This is a genomic window from Daejeonella sp. (assembly GCF_044342615.1).
In the GTDB taxonomy this organism is placed as follows: domain Bacteria; phylum Bacteroidota; class Bacteroidia; order Sphingobacteriales; family Sphingobacteriaceae; genus Daejeonella.
Genome location: NZ_JBIIPN010000120.1, coordinates 1 through 8,014 on the forward strand (window position 1 = coordinate 1; position 8,014 = coordinate 8,014).

The 8,014-nt window shown below is 35.9% G+C and carries 5 protein-coding genes, 1 tRNA gene and 1 pseudogene; 3 read left to right on the forward strand and 4 right to left on the reverse strand.

Annotation, left to right across the window (positions count from 1 at the left end; translation table 11 throughout):
- Positions 1-382: pseudogene (locus ACIQ0D_RS10075) on the forward strand (arylsulfatase); the annotation flags it as partial.
- 55 nt (positions 383-437) lie between these two features.
- Here the strand turns inward: ACIQ0D_RS10075 and ACIQ0D_RS10080 are convergent.
- From ACIQ0D_RS10080 to ACIQ0D_RS10090, 3 genes are all read right to left on the reverse strand, one after another.
- Positions 438-1,943 (reverse strand): arylsulfatase, encoded by a 1,506-nt coding sequence (locus ACIQ0D_RS10080; RefSeq protein ID WP_395805227.1) that lies wholly within the window; start codon positions 1,941-1,943, stop codon positions 438-440.
- Positions 1,944-1,980: 37 nt separating this feature from the next.
- Entirely contained in the window at positions 1,981-3,537 is a 1,557-nt protein-coding gene (locus ACIQ0D_RS10085) for a sulfatase (protein WP_395805229.1), read from the reverse strand.
- Between the two features lie 1,433 nt (positions 3,538-4,970).
- Entirely contained in the window at positions 4,971-5,474 is a 504-nt protein-coding gene (locus tag ACIQ0D_RS10090; RefSeq protein ID WP_395805230.1) for a hypothetical protein, read from the reverse strand.
- Between the two features lie 480 nt (positions 5,475-5,954).
- Between ACIQ0D_RS10090 and ACIQ0D_RS10095 the strand changes: the two genes are divergently transcribed.
- Positions 5,955-6,389, forward strand: a complete 435-nt coding sequence (locus ACIQ0D_RS10095; RefSeq protein WP_395805232.1) for a hypothetical protein — start codon at positions 5,955-5,957, stop codon at positions 6,387-6,389.
- Positions 6,390-6,554: 165 nt separating this feature from the next.
- On the opposite strand, the gene ACIQ0D_RS10100 is transcribed toward ACIQ0D_RS10095, so the two are convergent.
- Positions 6,555-6,627 (reverse strand) — tRNA-Phe (locus ACIQ0D_RS10100).
- Positions 6,628-6,809: 182 nt separating this feature from the next.
- Between ACIQ0D_RS10100 and ACIQ0D_RS10105 the strand changes: the two genes are divergently transcribed.
- A partial coding sequence (locus ACIQ0D_RS10105; RefSeq protein WP_395805234.1) for a 4Fe-4S dicluster domain-containing protein occupies positions 6,810-8,014 on the forward strand: 1,205 nt, incomplete at its 3' end.

Consider the following 8,014-nt stretch of genomic DNA (forward strand, 5'->3'; position numbering starts at 1 on the left):
TGATTTAGGTGAGATTCTAAAAGGCGATCTAAAAGCATCTCCACGCAAGAACTTTTTATACTACTACAGAAAAAATGCTCTAGAGGCCGTTAGAAGAGATAATTGGAAACTTGTGTTTGAACACCCTTCACGCTCCTATTTAAACCAAGCACCCGGTGTAGATGGATTCCCAGGTCTTTCACCAGAAAATGTAATGATGGCCGAAGCACTTTATGACCTTCGTAGAGATCCGGGAGAACAATACGATGTAAAAGCATATTTCCCGGAAATTGTAAAAGAATTAAAAGCACTTGCTGATGAGGCTAGAGCAGACCTGGGTGATGATTTGCAGAAAATTGAAGGAGCAAATAAGCGAGAACCAGGGAAGTTAAATATGAAATAAAAAAAATTGATTAGGGTAATTCTAAAGCCGTTTTACCCTAATCAAAAAATTAGGATCATTCACCCCTCACTTCAGCAAGCTTTTTCATTAGCTTATTTACAATATCGGGGTTTTGTTCTGCCACATTATTCTTTTCGCTAGCATCCTTTTTGAGATTATATAATTGAGGCTTTAAATCATTCCCAAGCTCAATATTTACCTGCTTGTTTATTGCCGCACCCGGACCAGCTGGGATATATTTCCAATCACCTTGAATAATTCCCAACCTGCTATTTACTGCCTGCTGAATAATAAATTCACGATTTTCTTTGCCACCTAACAAGGTATTTAAACTATTAAAACTATCGGGTGCAACAGTAGTTCTTCCAGTTAAAGCAGCCAATGAGGCATAAAAATCTATCTGACTAAACAAGGCATTAGACACGCTTCCTGTCTTAACACGGGATGGCCATCTTACTAACATCGGCACCTTTGTCCCGCCCTCAAAAGCACTATACTTGCCTCCTCGTAAAATACCTGAAGGAGTATGTCCATTTAGTTTTTCAACCGCCTCATCTTCATATCCGTCATCTACAACGGCACCATTATCGCTTGTAAATATGATTAGCGTTTCATCAGTAATTTTCAAGCGATCAAGGGTTTTTAATATCTCTCCCACCGACCAATCCAATTGTAAAATAGCATCCCCACGAGCGCCCATGCCACTTTTGCCTACAAACCGTGAATGAGGAACCCTTGGTACATGAATATCATGCGTTGCGAAATAAAGAAAGAATGGATTTTTAGCATTTTTTTCTACAAAAGTAAGCGCTCTGTTGGTAAACACATCGGCCATATCTTCATCTATCCAACGTGCCTTTTTCCCTCCACTCATCCAACCTATCCTGCTCACCCCATTAATAATGGTAGCATCATGACCATGCGAATAATTCATCTTTAAAAGTTCAGGGTTTTCCTTGCCAGTGGGCTCATTCCCAATTTTCTCTTTGTAAGAAACTCGGATGGGATCAGAGGGGTCAAGGTCAACAATTCTGTGATTTTCCAAATAAACACATGGCACTCGATCGCCGGTTGCAGGCATGATGAACGAATAATTAAATCCGATTTCTAATGGACCTGGCTTAATATCCGCGTTCCAATCTGGACCACCCGCTGGACCTAATCCCAAATGCCATTTACCCACAACGCCAGTTTGATAACCCGCCTTTTGAAGCATTAAAGGCATAGTTTCTTCATTCGTGGGAATAATTAAAGCTGCGTCACCCGGCGCAACATTTGTCCCAGATTTTCTCCACGCATATTTACCTGTAAGCAATGAAAATCTACTTGGAGTGCATGTTGCAGCAGTGGCATAAGCATTTGTAAATCTTAAACCCTCCTTCGCTAATCGATCAATATTTGGAGTTTTTATCTTCTTAGCACCATTTGCACTGATATCCCCGAAACCTAAATCATCCGTATAAATTATAACAATATTGGGCTTTGTCTGTGCAAAAGAAACAAAGCTTGAAGCCTCCCAAATAAATACGAATACAAGTAAATAGTTAAATCGATTCAACATAATAAATTTGTTTATATGAAAATAATTGCGTATATTCTTACCAAGTAGACCTAAATATATGGTCATTTTTACGTTCATTAATAGGTTTTAACGGAATATAAAGTCCCCCAGTTTTTTCTAGCCAATCCCACAATTTAGCATTTAAATCTTTTGCAACAGACTGAAAATCTGGATGACGAATAAGGTTATTTAATTCATAAGGGTCATTCTTTAAATCGTAAAGTTGGTTAATATCCCATACCCCATGACTACGAATAAATTTAAATTGGTCTGTGCGAATCGCAAATTGGGTGGGAGTCTGAGGAAAAGGGTTCTCAAAATAATATTCATAAAAAATCTCCTTCCTCCAATTGGCTTCAGGCATCCCTTTCATCAGCGAAACAAAGGAATTTCCTTCCATCTGGACTGGCTTTTTCACACCGGCTAATTCCAAAATGCTTGGCGCGATATCAATATTCAAAACCATATCCTTCACCTTTGTGCCCGCTTTAATTAGCGTTGGAGAACGTGCAATTAATGGTACTCGCATCGACTCCTCATAGGCATGACGCTTATCAATCAAGCCATGTTCACCAAATGAAAAGCCATTATCACCCATATAAATTATGAGTGTTTCTTCATCCAAATTATTATCCTTAAGATACTTTAATACCCGTCCCACACTAGTATCAATCCCCATTAAGGTTTCGAGATAATCCACATAAAATCGATCAAAATCCGTCTGACCATGATACATATAATCTACTCCATGCCAACTATCACGTTGCGCACGAACCCAAGTAGGAATGTCCTTATAATTTATTTTATATGAAGAGGAATCAACCTGATGCCCTTTGGTAAATTTCTTACTATTAGCCCTAGCCGTTGAGAACATAGAAACAGGATATTGAATCTTTACATCCCTATAAATTCCATTATCACGTTTAGCAGGAGAAAATTCGGCATGAACAGCCTTGTGCGATAAATAAACAAAGAATGGCTTATTTTTATCTCTTTTATCAAGCCAATCAATGGTTAAATCAGTTAATACATCCGTAATATAGGCGCTGTCGCGATAAGCCACCATTTTCCCATCAATATTGATATTTGGATTATAATAAACTCCTTGTCCGGCGAAGCTCACCCAACGATTAAAACCTGGCCTGGGATCACTTTCGCCCCCTCCCATATGCCATTTCCCAAAAAAGGAAGTCTGATAGCCCGCTTTTTGAAGATATTCAGGGAAATAAAGCAAAGATTTAGGTGCAGGCGCCTGATTATCTACCACGGTATGCGTATGTGCATATTGTCCGGTTAAAATAGATGCCCTACTTGGCGAGCAGAGTGCAGTACTTACAAATGCATTTTGAAAATGAGCACCTTCATTTGCAATACGATCTAAATTTGGCGTTTTTAAACCTGGAACAGCCCCGGTAAAACCCATAAAATCGTACCGATGATCATCGGACAGTATAAAAATGACATTTCGAGGTTTTTTACCTGGAATAAGATCTAATTTTATCTCTTTCCTATCCTGAGCAAATAAAGAAAATGAAAATAATGCAAAAAATAGACAAAAAAGATATTTAAAGCTTGAGGTAATCCTAATCATCATTATAAATCGGTTTAAATTAAAGCTTAACATTAAATTATATTTATAAGTATAAATAAAATAATTCAAGCACACCAATTTTTCAAAATCAATTGTATATTTTTTGATTAGGATAGAGAATTAGAATGTGAAACCACTGTCCAAAGAGTTTCCATCGATTACAAAATTGATTTTCTATAACAACAGAATGAATGTTGTACAGTTCTAGCCTTAAGCAGTGGGATTTTAATGAGTATAGAGAATCTAATCGTGGATTAATTCGTGGAAACGCTGCGCTAAATTCTATGAACAGTGAGAAACTGTCTCAAATTAAAGGTTTGCTAAAAACCGTCTGGAAAACCTTGAATAAACGTTAGACTATCGGTTTACATTTTTCTATATCTGTCTTGACTAATACATTCGTTTGTTTTGATAACTTCAATAGTCGATTTACAATATTTTTATTAGCTTAATTTCATATTCTAACTTTTAATTGGCTCAGCTTTGAAGAAGTTTACAGCTTTATTTATTTATGATAACTCTATAATGATTAAAAAAAGTAAATATTAGAAAATAAATAATACTTGAGAATATCAATAAATTCCAATGTCCATCAAAAATTAGTGTAAAATAAGTTCTTTCTCTAAAGTCAGAAACTAAATTATTGCCAAAATTGAACACATTACCCCAAGTAATCCCTCTTCCCTCGGTTTCTATTCTGTGAGAAACACCTAATGGACATGAATAACCTACATATTGAATTAGGTCATTTGCAGTATAAACGTTGTCTGAATATGCACTTAAATTCTGGACACTTGGACTTCCAGAGCCGTAAAAGCTGCCAAAGTGATGTATTACAAAAAGAGTAACAATTGAAAGTAAAATTGACCTTATTAGCCTAAAAATTTGCGTCTTTGATATTTTAATTTCTTTTTTCATTTTATCATAAATTTCCATCTTTATGATAAAAATATGAAAAATCAGCAATCTTGCATTATAATAAAACTGTATTGCTTTGCAAAACAAACTTAGTTTTAGTGTAACACTTATTAATAAGCAGTTTTTCGGATAGTTCATTTTTTATTTTTACTTTTTATCTTTTCGTCTTAGTTAATGACAAGTTTTGTAAACTGATTTTATCAAGTCCACTATGAACACTTCTGTCCTTAGTGTTCAGCGCCAGCGTCACTAAGGATTTATAAATGGCGAGGAGTCTTCAGACTCCTCCAAAAACAATTATCTCCCTATCCATAGAGTTTCCATTGATTTAAAAATTGATTTTCTACAACAAGAATGACTATTGTACAGTTTTAGTCTCAAAAAGCGGTATTTTAACGAGTCTGAAGACTCTAATCATTGAATAATCCGTAGAATCGCTGCGCTAAATTCAACGGACAGTGAGAAATCGGACAGTGAGAAGGTGAAATTTGAATAAAAAGCAAAAAAAGACTGAGGGGCTAAAAAGCTTCATAAAGCTCGCCATCCTTTTGTAAAAGTGCCTTTTTATACATTCTAGATAAAGGAAAACGCCTAATGACTGTATTATCTTCAGCCCGAAAAATATAAAATTCAGAATGGTTCAAGTTAAGATCTACAACATCTTCAATTTTAGATTCTATGGGATAAATTTTAGAATTGTCTTCGGATATACCGGCCACCATCACCTTTGAAAAAGCATCGATATATTTAATTTTTTTAAAGACCACCAAGCCCAAAATTAGGGGGAATGAGGTGAGCTTAGAAACTGGAGAAAGAATCGATTTAGGATTTTCCAAATCTGATAAATCAATTAAGATATCAAATGCTTTGCCTGAATCAATAGTAAACCTAAATCCGGAATGAATGACAAAAAGCTTATTCTTAAGAATATAATCTTTAATCGGAATAGAATGGTTAATCATTTCAATCACCCTAGCATCGCCTTCATTATAAAGTGCTTCAAGAATGATTAAAAGAGTCATTAATCTATGATTAAGTAAAAACTAAATTTAATAAACTTGATGCTGAATAGTATTGATAGAAATCAATCAAGAGCATGATTATGAGTGGGAATATTAAGTCGATGGTAATGTAGGTAATTTCTAATTGATAAATTACCCCTAACTAACAAAATTTAAATTAATTAGCCATAGTTCGACCAGACCCACAGTCCATAGTTTAAGCAAGGCGGCTCTATGGCTTGGTAATTGGCGAGGAGTCTTCAGATTCTTCCAAAACAATTTTTGAATTACCCAAAAAACCTATAAATCAAAAAAGCCTCAGATTTCTCTGAGGCTTTTTTCGTGGTACCAGCTGGAATCCGCCCTTATTATGTTTACTGTGCAATGAAAGCATATTTTTAATGTCTGTTGTTAGATATGTCGTCACCTTTGTTTTTTTAAGGGAATCTCTTAATAATGTTGATTAACGATTACAGGAACATTTTTTATTTATATTTGAGAATGAAAATACTAGTACTCTTTTTATTGATACCTGTAGGAATTTTTGCCCAAGAAATACCAAAGGGGGCAACCAAGATCATTATCAATAACGAATTATCTGCAAAGGATAACTTTGACCTAGTTGTTAAAACCTTACTTGATAATGATTATTTCATAGATGCAAAGGATGCTGAATTGTTTACAGTTAAAACACAACCAAAGAAAGTTAATAAATGGACGGGATTGTATTTTCTGAATATCCGTACAATGGATAAAGAAATACAAGTATCCGGCATGTTTAAAACTGGAATAGATATGACGCTATCGGGGTTTAGATCAACAGAGGAATATGATACAGTTACATATAAAGGCATGAAAGGCTCCCTGTTTATTTTAGCGTTTGAAAATATGGATAATTTTGCATCAAAACTGAATAGCAACAAGATATATAAGTAATGTCTTGTCCTAAAATAGGTCTACCAACTGTCCTTTTGTTCAGCGCCAGCGTCACTAAGGATTTACAAATGATGAGTAGTCTTCAGATTCTTCCAAAACAATTTTTGAATTACCCAAAAAACCTATAAATCAAAAAAGCCTCAGATTTCTCTGAGGCTTTTTTCGTGGTACCAGCTGGAATCGAACCAGCGACACAAGGATTTTCAGTCCTTTGCTCTACCAACTGAGCTATGGTACCAGACCATACCCGTTTTGTTCGGGACTGCAAATGTAGTGTCTTTTTTCGTTTCTGAAAATATTATTTGAAAAATATTCTTATTTTTTCTCGAAGCCCTAAAAAAAATATTTTTAATATTATGCATGCATAGTAATTGGATTTCCGGGATAATCCATATTTTTACAGCATAAACCTACACTAATATGGTTCTACAAGTCATTTTTCTAATTATTGCAGCAGCTTCAATAGCTTTATTCACTAAGAATATACGCAAAATTATCCGTAATATCAATCTCGGTAGAGATACAAATCGTTCTGATAAACCTATGGAGCGTTTAATTACTATGCTCAAAGTTGCATTCGGTCAATCCAAAATGACGAAAAAACCGCTTGCTGCCATTATGCACCTTTTTGTTTACCTCGGCTTTGTAATCATCAACTTAGAGGTACTCGAAATCATTATTGACGGTCTATTAGGTACACACCGAATTTTTGCAGCCCCTCTTGGCGGATTATACAATGTACTCATTGCTTCATTTGAGATACTCGCAGCTTTAGTTCTTCTTGCTGTAGTAGTATTTTACGCAAGAAGAAATATCATTAATCTGAAGCGTTTTAAAGGTGTAGAAATGACTAATTGGCCTAAGACGGATGCTAATGTCATTTTAATTGTTGAAGTCTTTCTAATGTCTGCATTTCTGCTCATGAATGCTGCCGACTATAAATTACAGCTCGCAGGTGCAACACATTATATCCAAGCGGGTTCTTTTCCTATCAGTAGCTTTCTTTTACCAATCTTACCCGATTCACAATCAGCACTAATCGCCATTGAGCGCTTCTGCTGGTGGTTTCACATTATCGGGATATTCGCATTTTTAAATTACTTGCCTTATTCCAAGCACTTCCATATTGTTTTAGCCTTCCCAAATACCTATTATTCAAATTTGGAGCCTAAAGGTGAGCTAACTAATATGGCTTCTGTAAGCAATGAGGTTAAAGCTATGCTCGACCCTTCTTTCATGCCAGAGCCTGTTGCTGAAGGTGCACGTTTTGGAGCAAAAGACGTTCAAGATCTGACATGGAAAAATTTAATGGATGCCTATACCTGCACAGAATGCGGGCGATGCACCTCTGCTTGTCCAGCAAATATGACTGGTAAACTACTCTCTCCTCGTAAAATCATGATGGATACCCGCGATCGATTAGTTGAGGTGGGAAACAATATCGATAAACATGGTAAAGATCATCAGGATGGAAAATCTTTACTCGATGATTATATCATTCGCGAAGAAATTTGGGCCTGCACCTCCTGCAATGCCTGCACCGATGCTTGCCCTGTAAACATAGACCCTCTTGCCATCATTGTGGAACTCAGAAGGTATTCGGTTATGGAAGAAGCACAAGCACC